We start from the raw sequence: 16,094 nt of genomic DNA, 5'->3' as shown, positions 1-16,094 counted from the left end.
TGCCGAGTTCTCGCGTGCCCGCGCCGCCGTGCCTCTGCTACCCGGCGAGCCGCCGCGGGAGCCCCCGCCAGCAGCCTCAACGAGGGAGTGCGCCTCCGATGTACGCGATCGTCAAGACCGGCGGCAAGCAGTACAAGGTCGCCGAGGGCGACGTGATCGAGGTCGAGAAGCTCGTCGGTGCCCCCGGCGACGCGGTGAAGCTCACCGCGGTGCTCCTCGTCGACGGTGACGACCTGGTGACCGACGCGACGAAGCTTGCCAAGGTCGCGGTGTCCGGCGAGATCGCCGCGCACACCAAGGGCCCGAAGATCCGGATCCACAAGTTCAAGAACAAGACCGGCTACCACAAGCGCCAGGGTCACCGTCAGCCGCTGACCCAGGTCAAGGTAACCGGCATCTCGAGCGGGAAGTAGGTCGTCCTCAGATGGCTCACAAAAAGGGTGCGTCCAGCTCGCGTAACGGCCGTGACTCCGCGGCACAGCGGCTCGGCGTGAAGCGCTTCGGTGGTCAGGTCGTCAGCGCGGGTGAGATCCTCATCCGTCAGCGTGGCACCAAGTTCCACCCCGGTGATCTGGTCGGCCGCGGCGGAGACGACACGCTCTTCGCGCTGTCCGCCGGTTCGGTTCTCTTCGGCACCAAGCGCGGTCGTAAGACCGTCAGCATCGTGCCGCAGCAGTAGTTTCGAAGGCATGGCGGGCCGCGGACCTCGTGTCCCGGCCCGCTTCGCTTTTTCTCGTGCGGGGCGTCGACCTCGCTGGAAGGATTGACGCCCGTGGCGACGTTCGTTGACCGGGTCGTCCTGCACCTGCAGGCCGGCGATGGCGGGCACGGTTGTGCCTCGATCCACCGGGAGAAGTTCAAGCCGTTCGGTGGCCCCGACGGCGGTAACGGCGGCCACGGCGGCAGCGTCTCCCTGGTGGTCGACCCGCAGGTGACGACGCTGCTGGACTTCCACTTCCGCCCGCACGTGAAGGCCGAGAACGGCAAGGGCGGCGCCGGCTCGAACCGGGACGGCGCGAATGGGCGCAACCTCGTGCTCACGGTGCCGAACGGCACTGTGGTGCAGGCCTCCGACGGCACGATCCTGGCCGACATGGTCGGCGCCGGCACGACCTTCGAGGTGGCCCGTGGCGGGCGGGGTGGCCGGGGCAACGCGTCCCTGGCCAACGCCCGGCGCAAGGCCCCCGGCTTCGCCGAGCTGGGCGAGCCCGGCGAGCAGCTCGACGTGGTGCTGGAGCTGAAGAGCGTCGCCGACGTCGGGCTGGTGGGTTTCCCGTCGGCCGGCAAGTCGTCGCTGATCTCGGTGATCTCCGCCGCCAAGCCCAAGATCGCGGATTACCCGTTCACCACCCTGGTGCCCAACCTGGGCGTGGTCCGGCAGGACAACCACACCTTCACCGTCGCCGACGTGCCCGGCCTGATCCCCGGCGCGGCCACGGGCAAGGGCCTCGGCCTTGAGTTCCTGCGGCACGTCGAGCGCTGCGCGGTGCTGGTGCACGTCATCGACACCGCCACCCTGGAGCCCGGCCGGGACCCGGTGGCCGACATCGACACCATCGAGGCCGAGCTGACCGAGTACGGCGGCCTGGCCGACCGCCCCCGACTGGTGGCCCTCAACAAGGTCGACGTGCCGGACGGGCGGGACCTGGCCGAGATCGTCCGCCCCGACCTGGAGGCGCGCGGATACCAGGTGTACGAGGTCTCCGCGGCGACCCGGGAGGGGCTGAAGGAGCTCACGTACGCCATGGCGGAGCTGGTGGAGCAGGGGCGCAACGCCGCGCCGCCGGCCGAGCCGGCCCGGATCGTGATCCGGCCCCGGGCGGTCGACGACGCCGGCTTCACCATCGAGGCCGCGCCGGACGACGCCTGGGTGGTACGCGGCGTGCGTCCCGAGCGGTGGGTGCGGCAGACGAACTTCGACAACGACGAGGCGGTCGGCTACCTGGCCGACCGGCTGGCCCGCCTGGGCGTCGAGGAGAAGCTCGGCAAGGCCGGCGCGCGGCCGGGCGACCTGGTCCGCATCGGCGAGCGGGAGTTCAACTGGCAGCCGGCCCTCTACGCCGGCGCCGACTTCGTCCCCGGCAACCGGGGCACCGACGTCCGGCTGGAGGACAAGTCCACCCGGGCGTCGGCCGCGGACCGGCTGGCGGCCCGCAAGGCTCGCCGGGTGCGTCCGGAGGACGAGGTGGAGGGCACCGACGCCGACGTCTCCGACGACGCCGACCCGGTGGCGGGGGACAGCTTCGACGACGCCGGCCCCGCCCAGGAGGCCCGACCGTCCGGTGGGATGCGCCCGTCGACCGGGATCGCGCAGTCCGGGGCCACCGCCGCGGAGAACGACGCCGACTAGCTCGCCGCGCACCGGTGGCCGAGGGTCAGCCGCCGGTGTGCGCGTGCGTGGCGGCGACCGGCTTGACTCCGGCGACGCGTGTCGACGCAGGAGGACGCTCAGCACGATCAGCGTGCCGACCGCGGGGAACCCGTGGCCGGCGAACGAGCCCGCGCAGATCGGTGGCAGGGCGGTGGCCGTCCGCCAGCCAGACGCCGCGAGACCGCGGGTCAGGGGCGGTCGAAGGGGTCGTCCAGCGGGGCGCCCGTGCCGAGCCGGTTGGAGAGCAACAGCCCGAGGGCGAGCATGCCGAAGCCGAGGAACAGGTGCAGGTAGTTGTCGGCGTCGTTGACGGGGAGGAAGTTCGCCGCGCTCTCCCGGTCGATGGCGAAGCCGTACAGCCACAGCCCCAGGTAGAGGGCGCCGCCGCCGGCTAGGAAGAGCCGGGCGCCGGCGACGCTGCGGGCCAGCAGCAGGCCGACCAGCCCGAAGCCCAGGTGCAGGGCGTTGTGCAGGATCGACACCTGGAACAGGCCGAGCAGCCGGGCCTGCGAATGGTGGCCGGCGAACGACATGTCGCCGTAGCCGGTGGTGACGCCGGGAATGAACCCGAGCACCCCGATCAGGGCGAAGAGCCCGGCCGCGGCCACGGCGGCGAGCTGCACCCCCGGCCGCCGGGCCGGCGGGCCACCGCGTGCGTAGCGTGCCATCGACTCACCTCCCAAGGACCCGCGGAGCGCCCTGCCCGCGGCGCCGGCCGCGAGGACCGCCGTCGGTGACGGTGTCGTCACTCCCGCCCGACGATCCTCCATTTTGTGGACCGCCGGCGGTGTGGCGTGGCAGAAACCACGAACGAGGTATGGAAGCGGTAGCGCGGGGTAGGTCAAAAGATGCGACGGCAGAAACTGCCGGCGCGCATCCCCCCAGTACACACCCGCAGAGACTTTCCGAGCGGAAGGGAAACCATGACCTACGATCTGCCACCCACGACTTCCACGTACGGGCAGGATCCGACCAACGGCGGCGGTGTCCGCGAGCAGGCCCGACAGGTCGGCTCGGAGGCCAGGCAGGCCGGCGGCGCAGTCGCCGAGACCGCCAGGGAACAGGGCCGGGAGGTCGCCGGTGAGGCGAAGCGCCAGGCGCGCAACCTCTACGGCGAGGCCCGCAACCAGCTCGCCAGCCAGACCGGCGAGCAGCAGCGGCGTGCCGCCGGTGGGCTCCGCTCGCTGGCCGACGAGATGCGTTCGATGGCCGAGCAGGGCGGCCAGGCCGGTCCGGTGACGGAGATCGCCCGCCAGGCCGCCGACCGGGTGCACGGCGTGGCCGGCTGGCTGGAGCAGCGCGAGCCCGGCGACATCATCACCGAGGTGCGGGACTACGCACGCCGCAACCCGGGCACCTTCCTGGTCGGCGCCGCCGTGCTCGGTGTGCTCGCCGGCCGGCTGACCAAGAACATCTCCGCCGCCGGGGACCAGGGCGGCAACGGCCGCTCCGGCTACGACCGGGGTGCCGGCTACGACCCGGAGCAGACCGCGGTCATCCCGACGCCGCCGGCTCCGCGCGCGGTGCCGGACGCCGTGCCGCCGGGCGGCTACCTCGACCCGACCCCCGGGGCGTACGCCGACCCGCAGACCACCACCAGCTACGCCGACCCCGCCGGTGGCGTGGGCCAGCCGCTGCCGCCGGTGAGCCAGACCGACCCGCTGCCGGGCGTGCCGTCCACCGGCACCACCCGCCCGTGAGCCCACGAGTCACCCGAAGGGAGGCGGCGGCATGAGCATGCCGACGCAGGGCGCGGGACCGGTCTCCGGTCACCACCCCCACGACGCGGACGAGGTCAGGGGCAGCTCGATCGGTGAGCTGATGCGTCAGGTCACCAGCGACCTGTCCACCCTCATGCGGCAGGAGGTGGAGCTGGCCAAGGCCGAGATCCGCCAGGAGGGCAAGAAGGCGGGCAAGACCGCCGGCTTCTTCGGCGGGGCCGGCTTCGGCGGCTACATGGTGGCCCTCTTCCTCTCGCTGGCCCTCTGGGCCGGGCTGTCCAACGTCATGGACGCCGGCTGGGCGGCGCTGATCGTGGCCGTCATCTGGGGTGCGATCGCCGCGGTCCTCTATTCCAAGGCGAAGAAGAACGCCGAGCAGATCCGCGGCCTCAAGCAGACCAACGACAGCGTGCAGCGCATTCCCGACGCGCTCAAGCCCCACCCGCAGGAGGTCAACCGATGAGCACCGACCCGGACCAGATCCGCCGGGAGATCGAATACACCCGCAGCAACCTGAGTTCCGACGTGGACGCGCTGGCGTACAAGGTCAGCCCCGCCCGCATCGTCGACGACCGTAAGCAGCGGGCCCGCAACGCACTGCAGAATGTGAGGGACAAGGTGATGGGAAGCGCTTCCGACCTGGGTCACAGCACCAAGCACGGCGCCCACGCGGTGGGCGACCACGCCTCCTCGGCGGCCTCCACCGTCAGCGACAGGGCCCACTCGGCCGCCTCGACGGTCAGCGACAAGGCCCACTCGGCCGCCTCGACGGTCAGCGACGCCGCGCAGCGGGCGCCGCACGCGATCCGGCAGAAGTCCGAGGGCAACCCGCTGGCCGCGGGCCTGATCGCCTTCGGCGTGGGCTGGCTCGCCTCCTCGCTGATCCCGTCGACGCGCCGCGAGCAGCAGGTGGCGTCGCAGGTGAAGGAGAAGGCCGGCGAGCACGCCGGGGTGGTGAAGGAGAAGCTGGGCGAGGTCGCCACCGAGCTGAAGGAGGAACTGCGCGAGCCGGCGCAGCAGGCCACCCAGTCGGTGCGTTCCACCGCCCAGGACGCGGTGCACGCCGTCAAGGACGACAGCCGCTCGGCGGCGCACGACGTGAAGGACCACGCACAGCAGTCGCGCGAACAGGCGCAGTACTGACCGGACGACAGGTCGCCGCACGCCGCCGCTCGCGGCCACTCACGGAGCACCCCTCCGGTAGTGGCCGCGAGCTGTCGTGTGCGTACCGGCCGGTTGGCGGTGCTACGGGCCGGCGGGTGCCGGTCAGCGGGCGTGGCGGCGCAGGGTGCGCTCGAAGTGGGCGGCGCGGCGCACCCGGCCACCGGCGTAGCGGACCCCGCCGAAGAGCACGCGCCGGCCGACGGCGAGCCAGCCGCACACGCCCCTCTCCAGCACCCAGAGCGGGGCCGCCAGGGCGGTGGCCGGCGGGAACACCGAGGTGCCACCGCCCCGGCGCCGGCCCGCCTCCGCGAGCGCCACCGTGCTCACGGCCGCGGCGAGCAGCAGCCCCGGTCGCCGGGCCGCGACCGCCGCCGCCAGCGCCGGCAGGACCGCGAGCGAGGCCACCAGGCGGGCCGGCTGGGCCAGGTCGTCGTACGCCTGGCGGACCCGCTGGCCGAGGAAGTGGGCGGTGTCCGGTGGCAACCGGCGTACGTGCAGCCAGGCGGGTGCCGCCTCGGTCCCCCCGTACGCGCGAACGGTGCGGATCAGTTCCAGGTTCTCGAAGAGCACGTCGGGGTCGTACCCGCCCATGGCGAGGAAGGTGCTCCGGCGCACCGCGAGGGTGCCCGGGTAGTCGGCGCCCAGCGCCCGGTTGAGCAGGGTCCGGCCGGTGTCCCACCAGGCGTGCCAGGGCAGCGGGTCGAAGTAGTTCTGCGGGCGCACCAGGTCCACCCGGTCGAGCAGCCGGTGCACGGCGCGCAGCCCCGCCTCGTCGTAGCGGACGTCGTCGTCGGCGATCACCACGTGCTCGTGCCGGGCCGCCGCGACGCCGGTGAGCACCCCGGTCACCTTGCCGTTGACCCCGCGCAGCGCGGGATCGGGCCGCAGGTGCCGGAGCAGGCCGCGCCAGGCCCGCCCGTGCCGGGCGAACAGTTCCGGGGGCGAGCCGTCGACGACGGTCACGTCGACCCGCGCGCTCAGCCAGCCCAGGTAACGGGTCAGCCCGGGCAGGTCGGCGTCGTCGGTCCAGCGCAGCGGCAGGACGTACGCCACGGGAAGCCGACGGTCGTCGACGCCGCCGGCCGCCGGGGCGGGCTCACCGCCCACGGACGGTGAGCCCGCACCTGCCGGGGTGGGCCCGCCCGGGCGGGTCGGGGCGCTCACGGGTGCTCCGGGCGGCGGTAGACCGACACGTGCTCACGGCTGTGGTCGGTGAACGGGCGGCCCGTCCAGTCCTCCCAGCGGTGCTCCCGGCGCAGCCCGGCCAGCTCGGCCATCAGGTCCAGTTCAGCCGGCCAGGCGTAGCGGTGGTTGGCCGGCAGCAGGTGCACCCCGCCGCTGGTGAACCGGACCTTCGTGGTGGTCATCCGCTGCTCGGCGGGGTGCAGCAGGGCCGCCTCCAGCAACACCACGTCCTCCGCCACCCGCACCGGCCGCAGGGCGCCGCCGGCGCGGAACGCGCCCGGGTCGGGCACCCACGCCTCGACGACGAACCGACCGCCGGGGCGCAGGTGGGCGGCGGCGTTGCGGAAGCAGGCCACCTGGGCGGCCTGGTCGGGCAGCGCGAAGATCGTGTTGAAGGCCAGCACCACCAGGGCGAACTCGCCGGGCACCCGGGTCGCGGCGAAGTCGCCGACGGCCACCTCGACGTCGTCGCCGCCGGGCTTCGCGCGTAGCGCGGCGACCATCTCCGGTGAGCCCTCCACGCCGGCGACCGTCAGCCCCCGGGCGACCAGCGGCAACGCGAGCCGGCCCGTGCCGATCCCGAACTCGCACACCGGGCCGCCGTCGGCCAGCGCGGCGAGCCGCTGCACGGCGGCGTCCGGCGTCAGGTGTGTGTACGCCTCGTCGTAGACCTCCGCGACGTGCCGGCCGTACTCGCTCGCGTCGAAGGACAAGGCGTGCCTCCCGGGTGCCGGTGGATGCCTGCAGCAGGTGCCCGTGCAGCGGCCGGTCAAACCGGGACGTCGTTTCGGCCCGCCGGCCCCGGGTAGCGCAACTGTGCGGGTGGTCCATCCCCGGGCGCCCCGCGGAGGAGGCGTGATGACCAACAACGGAACGAGGTGGGCGCTGCTCGGCGCCACCGCGGTGACCGGGGTCGGCGTCGGCCGGGCGGTGGCCCGGCGACGGCGCCGGCACCAGCCCGAGCGCGCCGACGGCTGGTACGTGGTGCGCCGCGGCGTGACCATCGACCGGCCGGTGGCGGCGGTGATCGGCTTCTGGACCGACCGGGAGCGGATGGACCGGGCGCTGGCCGAGTGGGCGACGCTGGAACAGCTCGACGACGACAGGTGGCGTTGCGTGGCGCGGGACCCCGCCGGTGGGGGCGCCGAGTGGCGGGCCGAGATCACCGTGACGGGCCCCGGGCGGCTGCGCTGGCGGGTCACCGACGGCGCCGAGCAGGAGGGCACGGTCGAGCTGACGCCGGCGCCCCAGGACCGGGGCACGGAGGTCCGCGCCGAGCTGCGGTGGCGCTCCGGGCCGCTGCGCCGGGCCCTCGGGCTCGTCGGCGGCGACGACCCGGACCTGGCCCTGCGCGACGCGCTGCGCCGGGTGAAGGCGCTGGTGGAGTGCGGGCAGGTGATCGACACCCGGCGCGACCCGTCCGGGCGGGGGCCGGCCCAGGAGAAGGCGACGGACAAGGTCCGCGACAGGTTGACGACGGGAGGACGGGCGTGAGGGCGCTCTGCTGGGAAGGCGTCGGCAAGCTGGCCGTACGCGACGTGCCGGAGCCGCGCATCCGCGCCGAGGGCGACATCGTCGTCAAGGTGGGGGCCAGCAGCGTGTGCGGCTCCGACCTGCACCTGATCAACGGCTTCCTGCCGGCGATGCGGGAGGGCGACGTCCTCGGCCACGAGTTCATGGGCGAGGTCGTGGAGACCGGCCCCGGGGTACGCCGGCTGCGCGTCGGTGACCGCGTCGTGGTCGGCTCGGTGGTGGCCTGCGGCGGCTGCTGGTACTGCCGCACCGAGCAGTACTCGCTCTGCGACAACTCCAACCCGCAGCCGGTCTTCACCGAGAAGCTCTGGGGGCACTCCCCGGCCGGCATCCTCGGCTACTCGCACGCCGCCGGGGGCTACTCCGGCAGCCACGCCGAGTATGTCCGGGTGCCCTTCGGCGACGTCGGGGCGTTCAAGGTCCCCGACGGGGTGCCCGACGACTCGGTGGTGTTCGCCTCCGACGCGATGCCCACCGGCTGGATGGCCGCCGACTTCTGCGCGCTCTCCGGCGGCGAGGTGGTCGCGGTCTGGGGCGCCGGCGGGGTCGGGCAGATGGCGGCCCGCTCCGCGCAGCTCCTCGGCGCCGAGCGGGTGATCGTGATCGACCGGCTGCCGGAACGGCTCGCCACCGCCGCCGACCGGCTCGGCGTGGAAACGGTCAACTACGCCGAGACCGACGTGCTGGAGGCGCTGCGGGAGATGACCGCCGGTCGGGGACCGGACGCCTGCATCGAGGCTGTCGGCATGGAGTCGCACGACGTCGGCCCGGCGTACGCGTACGACAAGGCGAAGCAGACCGCCCGGCTGCAGACCGACCGGCCCACCTCCGTACGACAGGCGATCATGGCCTGTCGCAAGGGCGGCACGGTGAGCATCGTCGGTGTCTACGCCGGACTGGTGGACAAGTTCCCGCTCGGCGCGGCCATGAACAAGGCCCTGGTGCTGCGGATGGGGCAGATGCACGCCCAGCGCTACATCCCGATGCTGCTGGACCGGATCGCGGCCGGCGAGATCGATCCCGGCTACCTGGCCACCCACCCGATGCCGCTCGAGCAGGGCGCGCGGGGCTACGAGATGTTCGAGAAGAAGGAGGACGGCTGCCTGCGTACCGTCCTGCACCCCGCCTGAGCCGGCCGCGCCGCGGGGTCCGCCCCCGCGGCGCGCCGCCGCTCAGGCCGGACGGACGTTGGTGATCAGGAAACCGCTCGGCGGCAGCGCCGGCATCCGCCGCAGGCTCAGCGCCAGGTCCTGCGGGGGGACGTCGTAGCGCATCGCGGTGGTCAGGTTCGTCACCGCCCGCTTCATCAGCTCGATCGTGAGCCACTCCCCGGCGCACCGGTGGCCCGCCAGGTGGTCGCCGCCGCCCTGGGGGACGAGCGCGAACGGGTCGCCCCGCCAACCGGTGAACCGTTCCGGCCGGAACCGCTCCGGCTCCGGCCAGAGCGCCGGGTGGTGGTTGGTGCCGTACAGGTCGAGCAGCACCCGCCGGCCGCGCGGGAAGTGGTAGCCCTGCCAGTCGAAGGAGCGGCGCACGCGGGCGGCGGCCACCGGGAAGAAGGGGTAGTAGCGGCGTACCTCCTGCACGAAGCTCTCGGTGGCCTCGTCGCTCTCGCGGACCCGCTGCCGCCAGGCCGGGTGGTCGTGCAGGGCCAGTGCGGCGAAGACGACGAACCGGTCGACGGCGACCGTGGGACGCAGCACGTTGAGCAGCTCGACGGCCGCGATCCGGCGGGGGAGCAGCCGGCCGTGTGCGTCGCGGTGCCCGGCGATCACCCGCAGCGCGCTGCCGTCGGGAGCCGGGAGGGTGCCGGCGCGCACCCGGTCGACGATGTCGCCGAGCCAGCGTTCGGCCCGGCGGCGATCCCGCAGGCCCCGCCAGTGCGCGGGGCCCAGCGCCGCCGGCGCCTCGATCATCGAGTGCAGCTCGGCGGTACGCCTGTCCACGTCGGAGTCCGGGAGCGGCACGCCGGCCCAGGCGCAGACCGCACGGGTCAGCAGCCGGGCGACCTCGTCGTGGAGCACCACCGGGCCGCTCGCGCCCCAGGCCGGGATCCGGGCCCGCCACTCGTCGTCGAAGAGTTGTGCGAGGCGGCGGACCTCGGCCGGCGTCATGAGGGACATGAGCATGGCCTTGCGGTCGGTGTGGTCCGCCCCGTCGAGGCCCTGCACGCTGCCGACGCCGGTCAGGGTGCGCTGTGCCCGCTTCGGCAGCGCGCCCGCCCGGACGAACCGTTCGGTGTCGTAGAAGAGCTCCGCCGCCGGCCGGCCGCGCAGGCAGATGGTGGGTTCCAGCAGCAGCCGGGCCTGGAAGATGTCGCTGCCGTGGCGCTCGCAGCGCCGGCCGACGAAGCGGTAGCCGTCGCGCAGGAACGCCACCGAGCTGTCCGGGGCGCGCTCCGTCGGGATGGTCGCCATCGGATCTCCTGACCGTGGTGGGGCCGTCGCCGGCCGAGTCCTGTCCATGCCCTGTGCGTCTACCCGGGCCGGGGTGGCTGAATCCCGCCGGGCGGGCGACCGCGGCGCCGGTGGCCGGGCCCGACCGGGGGAGGGGCCCACGACGGGTACGCCCGCTGGCCCCTCCCAGGGCCGCGGAAAGCTGGTTTTCTCGGGGGCAGCGGCCCGGCGTGCCGCCGATGTCATGCGGTGTCACGCCGGGCCGGCACAGGGGCGGCCCGCCACGGGGTGGGCCGCGCGCCACTGCCACGGGGAGGACCAATGCGCGACAACAGACCGCCGTACTGGCGGCAGCGGCAGGCCGTGGAGGCGCTCGGCGCGGCGCGGGGGACCCCCGCGCCGTTGATCACCGCGCCCGGCCGTCCGACCCGGCCGGACCGGTTCTTCACGGTGCATCTCGGCTTCACCGCACCCGACCTGCTGTCGGCCCGGGAGTTCGCCGTCGGATACGCGGAGGCGCTGAGCCTGCTGCGGGCGGAGCTGGCGCTGGGCGCGTCGGCGCTGTCGCCGGCGGACGCGTGGCAGCAGGCCGAGCGGCTCTTCTGCGGCGCGGGCGGCCCCGACGGCGACCGCTGCGTGGACGTCGCCGGCCATCCCGGTTTCCACCATGCCCCGGGGCCCGGCGGGCTCGGCTGGGGCGGCGGCGACTGACCCGGCCCCGGTGCCACCACGACCCCTTTTCGGAGGGTTTTAGCGGTAATGCTCGCCGTGCTGGTCACCGAAAGTCAGCCCCCAATCACCAATGCCGGAAGTGCGTCGTTTGTTCACCGGGGCAGTCGGCCGGGCGCCGAACGGGTTCACTGCGCGTGAAGGCGTGACTCCGTCGCGCTGGAAACATGGGGGAACAAACACATGCACGTGATGTTGGCCTGGTTCGCCGACGACAACCTGCCGGAGGGCGCCCGGCGAGCCGCGAGGAAGCGCTTCGAGACGGCCGTCGCCGACGTGGTGCCCGAAAGTTACATACGACACGAGTTCGGGGCCGACGACTGGGGCGTGACGGTCCTGCACCGCAGTGACGTGGGCGCCTACCGGTGGCCGACCGTCGGCACGGCCGGGCCGGTCACCGCCGTCTCGCTCGGACTGCCCGTCGGGGTGGACGTCACGGGCGGCCCGGCGGGGCTGGCCGCACGCCTGCTGGCGGGCGACGAGGTGCACCGCGAGGTGGTGCCACCGTTCGGTCTGCTGGCCCTCGACGCGGCCGGGAGCTTCGCCCTGCAGCAGGACTGGGTCGGCATGTGCCGGATCTTCACCGGCGGTGCGGGCGGCCTGACGGCCTTCTGCACCCGGCCCGGCCTGCTCGCCGCGTTCCTGCACGGCGAGCCACGGCCCGACCTGGACGGCTGGATGTCCTACACCCTCTGTGGGCACTTCGGCGGCGAGAGCTCCCCCCTGCAGGGCGCCCGACTGCTCCGTCCGGGTGAGCGGGTGACCGGCCGGCGGCGCGACGGCGGCGGGTGGGCGCTCACCAGCACGACGAAATACTCCACCGACGACGTGGTGCGCGAGGGGCTGGCGGCGCAGGAACGGCCCTTGACGGAACTGCTGGAACGGGCCGCGAGCGCCATCACGACCACCGCCGCCAGCATCCACGGCCTGTACGACGAGGACATCACCCTCGGGCTGTCCGGCGGCAAGGACTCGCGGCTCATCGCCGCGTCGCTGATCGCGGCCGGCCGGACCCCCCGGTTCCTGACCAACGAGGACACCCGGGCCGAGGGCGAGGTCGCCCGGGAGCTGGTCAGGATCCTGCGTGACAAGCGGGGACTGCGCCCGGAACACACGCTTCGGCTCGCCGGGGCGCAGGCCAACGTGCTCGAGTTCGGCCTGCACGAGCGCACCCGCCGGCTGCAACTGCGCACCGACTACCAGTTCCCCTCCAGCTATCTGGTGCGCCCCGCCGGCCCGGCACGTCTGGCGGACCATGCCACCCCGGCGACCTTCACCGGCGCCGCCGGTGAACTCGCCAACGAATACTGGTACCCGCCGACGGACGACGAAAGCGAGCCGTCCGCGCGGGAGACCGCCCTGACGCGCCTGCTCAACGCCGTGCCGGCGGGCGTGGCCGAGGCGGACGTCATCGCCGCGGAACGCGAACGGATCGGCGGGCTGCTCGACCACGGCACCCGGCTCGGCCTGCACGACCTGCGCCTGGTCGACTACATCTACCTGGTGGAGCGGGTCCGCCGCTGGTACACGTCCGCCTACGCGATCGGAATGGTCACCCCGTTCCTCGCCCCCGGTTTCGTCACCGCCACCTTCGCGCTGACTCCACAGCAGAAGCGCGAGCGGCTGCTGCACACCGGGCTGATCGCCCGCCTGGTGCCCGAGTGGGCGGACATCCCGTTCGTCAGCGTCTCCACCGGCCCGTCCACCGCCACCCGGGTGTGGGAGGGCGACGGCCTGCGGACCATGGCCGGCCTGCTGGACACCGCGCACGGCCCGCTGACCCGGCTCGTGCGCCGGCCCGTCGTGGAGAAGGCGCTGCGCACCGCGGCCCGAGGTGGCCGCCCCGACCAGCGGACGCTGCAACAGTTCACCTGGCTGGCGCTCGCCTCCGAACAGTTCGAAGCGGGCGCCACGCGCCCCGCCACCGGCGCCACGTACGCCCGGATCACCGCGCCCCCGCAGCAGCGCCAGCCGGCCGGCGGCGCGATCTCCCGCCTTCGGTGGATCAAACGGACCAGGCTCGGTGGCCAGCTCTGGTCGGCGGTGGCCCGGCGGGTGCGCCCACAGCGACCGGGCGCCTGAGAAGACCACCCCCGGTGCGCCGCCGATCGTCCGGCGGCGCACCGGGGGTGGCCGGGTCTCGCAGGCGGTCGCCGTCAGTCCAGGTCGAACTCGCCGTCCTGGGCGCCGGCGACGAAGGCGTCCCACTCCGCCTGCGTGAAGACCAGGACGGGGCCGTCGGGCTCCGCGGAGTTGCGCATGCCGATGAGGTCGTCCACGAAGGCGACCTCGACGGCGCTCTCGGAGGTGTCGCCCTCGGCCCGCTGCCAGACCGCCCGGGAGAGGTCGAAATCGCCCTTGGGGTGCGTAGCCATCGTTCATTCCTCCAGTGCCACGGGGTCATGGGGGAGACACGTACGGTTCCCCATCGGGCAGGATAAGCGGATGCCGAGCCTGACCCGTGTAGAGGCGACCGCGCGTGGCGCGGCGATCACCGTCGAGTCCTACCACGTGGACCTCGACCTGAGCGGCGACGGCGAGCACTTCCGCTCCGACGTCACCATCCGCTTCCGGGCTACCCCCGGGTCGGCCACCTTCGTCGAGGTCCGGCCCGCGAGCCTGCTGGCGGTACGCCTCAACGACCGCGACGTCGCACCGTCCGGGCTGGCGGGCGGCCGGCTGCCGCTGACCGGGCTGGCCGCGGCCAACACGCTCACCGTGCACGCCGAGATGGCGTACTCGAACACGGGTGAGGGGATGCACCGCTTCATCGACCCGGCCGACGGCGAGACCTACGTCTACGCGATGTCCTTCCTGGACAACGCGCAGCGCATCTTCGCCGCCTTCGACCAGCCCGACCTGAAGGCCCCGGTCACCCTGTCGGTCACCGCCCCGCCGCACTGGCTGGTGGCGGCCAACGGCACCCCCGCCGCCACCCCGCGCCCCGGGCGCTGGGAGTTCGCCCCGACGGCGCCGCTGGCCACGTACCTCGTCTCGGTGATCGCCGGTCCCTGGCACGTGCGGCGCGACGAGCACGACGGCATCCCGCTCGGCCTCTACTGCCGGCGCTCACAGGCGGCCCACCTGGACGCCGACGCGCAGGAGATCCTCACCGTCACGAAGCAGTGCCTGGACCGGTTCCACCAGCTCTTCGCCGAGCGCTACCCGTTCGGCAAGTACGACCAGGCGTTCGTGCCGGAGTTCAACCCCGGCGCGATGGAGAACCCCGGCCTCGTCACCCTGCGCGACGACTACGTCTTCCGCTCGGCCGTCACCGACACGGAGCGGGAACAGCGCGCCACCACCATCGCCCACGAGATGGCGCACATGTGGTTCGGCGACCTGGTCACCATGCGCTGGTGGGACGACCTGTGGCTGAACGAGTCCTTCGCGGAGTACCTCGGCACCCGGGTGACGGCGGAGGCGACCCGGTTCGACCGGGCCTGGACGACCTTCGCCCTGCGGCGCAAGGCGTGGGGCTACGCGGCCGACCAGCGCCCCTCGACGCACCCCGTGGCCCCACGGGAGGTCGCCGACGCCGCCGAGGGGCTGCTCAACTTCGACGGCATCTCGTACGCCAAGGGCGCCAGCGTGCTGCGGCAGCTCGTCGCCTGGCTGGGCGACGACGCCTTCCTCGCCGGGCTCAACGCCCACTTCGCGAAGCACCGGTTCGGCAACGCCACCCTGGCCGACCTGCTCGACAGCCTCGCCACCGCCAGCGGGCGCGACCTGTCCGACTGGGCGGCGCGCTGGCTGCGCTCGGCGCAGGTCAACACGCTGCGCGCGGAGGTCACCGTCGACGCCGACGGCCGCTACCGCGAGGTGGCTGTCGTGCAGACCGCCCCCGGGTCGCATCCGGTGCTGCGCCCGCACCGCATCGGTGTCGGCCGGTACGCCGCCGACGGCGCGGCCGTCCGGACGGAGGTCGACCTCGACCCGGATGCCGACGGCGGCCGGACGGTGCTCTCCGGGCTGGCCGGCGAGCCGGCGGCCCGGCTGCTGCTGCCCAACGACGGCGACCTGACGTTCGCGAAGGTCCGCCTCGATCCCGCGTCCGCCGACGCCGTGCCGCTGGTGCTGCCCGGCCTGGGCGACCCCCTGGCCCGGGCGCTGCTCTGGGGCGCGGTGCTGGACGCCGCCATCGACGGCGAACGGCCGGTCTCCGGGTTGGTCGCCCTGATCGCCACCGCCCTGCCCGCCGAGACGGAAGTGATCATCGCCGAGGACGTGCTCGTGCTCAGCCGCTCGTTGATCGACCGCTACCTCGACCCGCTCGCCCGCGAGGCCGCCCTGGCGCAGGTCGCCGCTGCCTGCCGGACGTCGCTCGACCGCGCCCCGGCCGGCGGGTCGTTGCAGCTCGCGGCGGCCCGGGGCTGGATCGCCGCCAGCACCGACGCGGACCGGTTGGCCGGCTGGCTCGCCGGCCGGGACGTCCCGCCGGGGTTGGCGGTCGACGCCGAGCTGCGCTGGTCGTCGCTGTTGCGGCTGGTGGTGCTCGGCGCGGCCGGGGCCGCGGAGATCGACACGGCGGCCGCGGCCGACCCGAGCGCCGCCGGTGCCGAGTGGGCCGCCCGGTGCCGGGGCGCGCTGCCCGACCCGGATGCCAAGCGGGCCGCGTGGGAGATCGTCGTGTCGAACACCACGCTGTCGAACCGGCTCGTCGAGGCGACCGCGGAGGGGTTCTGGCAGCCCGAGCAGGCGGCACTGACCGCCGGCTACGTGCCCCGCTACTTCGCCGACATGCCGGCCGCCGCGCGGTCGCGTACGCCCTCGGTGGCGGACCAGGTGGCGAAGCGGGCCTTTCCCCGGTACGCCGTGGCGCAGCCCACCCGGGAGGCGGCCGCGGCGCTGCTGGCCCGCGACGACGTGACGCCCGGCCTGCGGCGGGTGGTGACCGACGCCGACGACGATCTGCGCCGCGCACTGGTGGCCCGCACGGCGGTCGCCGCCGCCTCGGCGTGATCGCGGCGGCGGCCGGCCCCGCGCTCCGGGCGT

General features: G+C 74.0%; 15 protein-coding genes and 1 pseudogene. 11 read left to right on the top strand and 5 right to left on the bottom strand.

Going from position 1 to position 16,094, the window contains the following annotated elements:
- The first annotated feature begins 98 nt into the window (after positions 1-98).
- The 3 genes and pseudogenes from rplU to obgE form a co-directional block, all read left to right on the top strand.
- Positions 99-413 carry a 50S ribosomal protein L21 gene (gene rplU / locus ACQ452_RS22170; protein WP_091628888.1) on the top strand — a complete coding sequence of 105 codons (315 nt, stop codon included), beginning with the start codon at positions 99-101 and terminating at the stop codon, positions 411-413.
- Between the two features lie 11 nt (positions 414-424).
- A complete protein-coding gene (gene rpmA, locus ACQ452_RS22165; protein WP_109818441.1) occupies positions 425-679 on the top strand; it encodes a 50S ribosomal protein L27 in 255 nt (84 codons plus the stop codon).
- A 93-nt stretch (positions 680-772) separates the two neighbouring features.
- A pseudogene (gene obgE / locus ACQ452_RS22160) lies at positions 773-2,215 on the top strand (GTPase ObgE); the annotation flags it as partial.
- 344 nt (positions 2,216-2,559) lie between these two features.
- On the opposite strand, the gene ACQ452_RS22155 reads toward obgE, so the two are convergent.
- Complete coding sequence (locus ACQ452_RS22155) at positions 2,560-3,039, bottom strand: DUF4383 domain-containing protein (RefSeq protein WP_433387024.1); 480 nt, start codon at positions 3,037-3,039, stop codon at positions 2,560-2,562.
- Between the two features lie 255 nt (positions 3,040-3,294).
- Here ACQ452_RS22155 and ACQ452_RS22150 point away from each other — a divergent pair, with 255 nt between their 5' ends.
- The 3 genes from ACQ452_RS22150 to ACQ452_RS22140 are packed head-to-tail and all read left to right on the top strand — an operon-like array spanning position 3,295 to position 5,235.
- The gene (locus ACQ452_RS22150; protein ID WP_433387023.1) at positions 3,295-4,071 is read left to right on the top strand and encodes a hypothetical protein; all 777 of its coding nucleotides are present in this window, start codon (positions 3,295-3,297) and stop codon (positions 4,069-4,071) included.
- A gap of 31 nt (positions 4,072-4,102) precedes the next feature.
- Complete coding sequence (locus ACQ452_RS22145) at positions 4,103-4,555, top strand: phage holin family protein (RefSeq protein ID WP_433387022.1); 453 nt, start codon at positions 4,103-4,105, stop codon at positions 4,553-4,555.
- Positions 4,552-5,235 (top strand): DUF3618 domain-containing protein, encoded by a 684-nt coding sequence (locus tag ACQ452_RS22140; protein ID WP_433387021.1) that lies wholly within the window; start codon positions 4,552-4,554, stop codon positions 5,233-5,235. The genes ACQ452_RS22145 and ACQ452_RS22140 overlap by 4 nt, the downstream gene beginning before the upstream one ends.
- A gap of 123 nt (positions 5,236-5,358) precedes the next feature.
- Here the strand turns inward: ACQ452_RS22140 and ACQ452_RS22135 are convergent, their stop codons facing one another.
- Entirely contained in the window at positions 5,359-6,420 is a 1,062-nt protein-coding gene (locus tag ACQ452_RS22135; RefSeq protein ID WP_433387020.1) for a glycosyltransferase, read from the bottom strand.
- On the bottom strand, positions 6,417-7,154 hold the full coding sequence (locus ACQ452_RS22130; RefSeq protein WP_433387019.1) for a class I SAM-dependent DNA methyltransferase: 738 nt from the start codon (positions 7,152-7,154) through the stop codon (positions 6,417-6,419). Before ACQ452_RS22130 ends, ACQ452_RS22135 begins: the two co-directional genes overlap by 4 nt.
- A 145-nt stretch (positions 7,155-7,299) precedes the next feature.
- Between ACQ452_RS22130 and ACQ452_RS22125 the strand changes: the two genes are divergently transcribed.
- Positions 7,300-7,935, top strand: a complete 636-nt coding sequence (locus tag ACQ452_RS22125; protein ID WP_433387018.1) for an SRPBCC family protein — start codon at positions 7,300-7,302, stop codon at positions 7,933-7,935.
- On the top strand, positions 7,932-9,104 hold the full coding sequence (locus ACQ452_RS22120; protein WP_433387017.1) for a zinc-dependent alcohol dehydrogenase: 1,173 nt from the start codon (positions 7,932-7,934) through the stop codon (positions 9,102-9,104). The genes ACQ452_RS22125 and ACQ452_RS22120 overlap by 4 nt, the downstream gene beginning before the upstream one ends.
- Positions 9,105-9,146: 42 nt before the next feature.
- Here ACQ452_RS22120 and ACQ452_RS22115 read toward each other — a convergent pair whose 3' ends face one another.
- Positions 9,147-10,391: a cytochrome P450 gene (locus ACQ452_RS22115; protein ID WP_433387016.1), complete on the bottom strand. Its 1,245-nt coding sequence runs from the start codon at positions 10,389-10,391 to the stop codon at positions 9,147-9,149.
- Between the two features lie 300 nt (positions 10,392-10,691).
- Here ACQ452_RS22115 and ACQ452_RS22110 point away from each other — a divergent pair, with 300 nt between their 5' ends.
- Both ACQ452_RS22110 and ACQ452_RS22105 read left to right on the top strand, forming a co-directional pair.
- Positions 10,692-11,081, top strand: coding sequence for a hypothetical protein (locus ACQ452_RS22110; protein WP_433387015.1), 390 nt, complete (start codon positions 10,692-10,694; stop codon positions 11,079-11,081).
- Between the two features lie 201 nt (positions 11,082-11,282).
- The gene (locus ACQ452_RS22105; protein ID WP_433387014.1) at positions 11,283-13,181 is read left to right on the top strand and encodes a hypothetical protein; all 1,899 of its coding nucleotides are present in this window, start codon (positions 11,283-11,285) and stop codon (positions 13,179-13,181) included.
- 74 nt (positions 13,182-13,255) lie between these two features.
- On the opposite strand, the gene ACQ452_RS22100 is transcribed toward ACQ452_RS22105, so the two are convergent.
- Positions 13,256-13,474 (bottom strand): DUF397 domain-containing protein, encoded by a 219-nt coding sequence (locus ACQ452_RS22100; protein WP_357872000.1) that lies wholly within the window; start codon positions 13,472-13,474, stop codon positions 13,256-13,258.
- A gap of 70 nt (positions 13,475-13,544) precedes the next feature.
- Between ACQ452_RS22100 and pepN the strand changes: the two genes are divergently transcribed.
- Positions 13,545-16,061: an aminopeptidase N gene (gene pepN / locus ACQ452_RS22095; RefSeq protein WP_433387013.1), complete on the top strand. Its 2,517-nt coding sequence runs from the start codon at positions 13,545-13,547 to the stop codon at positions 16,059-16,061.
- The last annotated feature ends 33 nt before the right edge of the window (positions 16,062-16,094 follow it).

The sequence above is a fragment of the Micromonospora sp. KLBMP9576 genome (genome assembly GCF_050941805.1).
In the GTDB taxonomy this organism is placed as follows: Bacteria; Actinomycetota; Actinomycetes; order Mycobacteriales; family Micromonosporaceae; genus Micromonospora.
Note: the sequence above shows the minus strand (reverse complement) of the source record. Positions and strands in the feature narration are given on the sequence as shown.